The sequence below is a fragment of the Bradyrhizobium algeriense genome, assembly GCF_003062295.1.
Taxonomy (GTDB): Bacteria; Pseudomonadota; Alphaproteobacteria; order Rhizobiales; family Xanthobacteraceae; genus Bradyrhizobium; species Bradyrhizobium algeriense.
In genome coordinates this window covers 1-281 of record NZ_PYCN01000315.1, presented here as the reverse complement: position 1 = coordinate 281, position 281 = coordinate 1, and the positions used below count along the sequence as shown (strand labels likewise).

Annotated in this window: 1 pseudogene; it reads left to right on the top strand. The window is 60.9% G+C overall.

The window, feature by feature from the left end:
- Positions 1-155: pseudogene (locus C7G61_RS43640) on the top strand (transposase); the annotation flags it as partial.
- Positions 156-281 lie beyond the last annotated feature (126 nt).

Sequence of the window (281 nt, the reverse complement as noted above, 5' to 3'; positions counted from 1 at the left end):
TGTTCCTGCCCGAGAACTGGACAAATGATCCTGAGCGCATGGCGCGGGCCGGTGTGCCGAAGGATAGACAGACTGCTCTGACAAAGCCGGAGATTGCGATCGAGGAGATCGACCGCGTCATCGCCTCTGGTGCGCGTTTCGGCTGTGTGCTTGCTGTAAAAGTCTCGACTTAATCTGACAGAATGGTTTGGACTGGTGGGGAATGGAGCTGCGGGGCGAGCGGGAGCGCTCACCCGAACTGGCGCTCCCGCGCTGCCCCGCAGCGTCTCACACAGGAGATG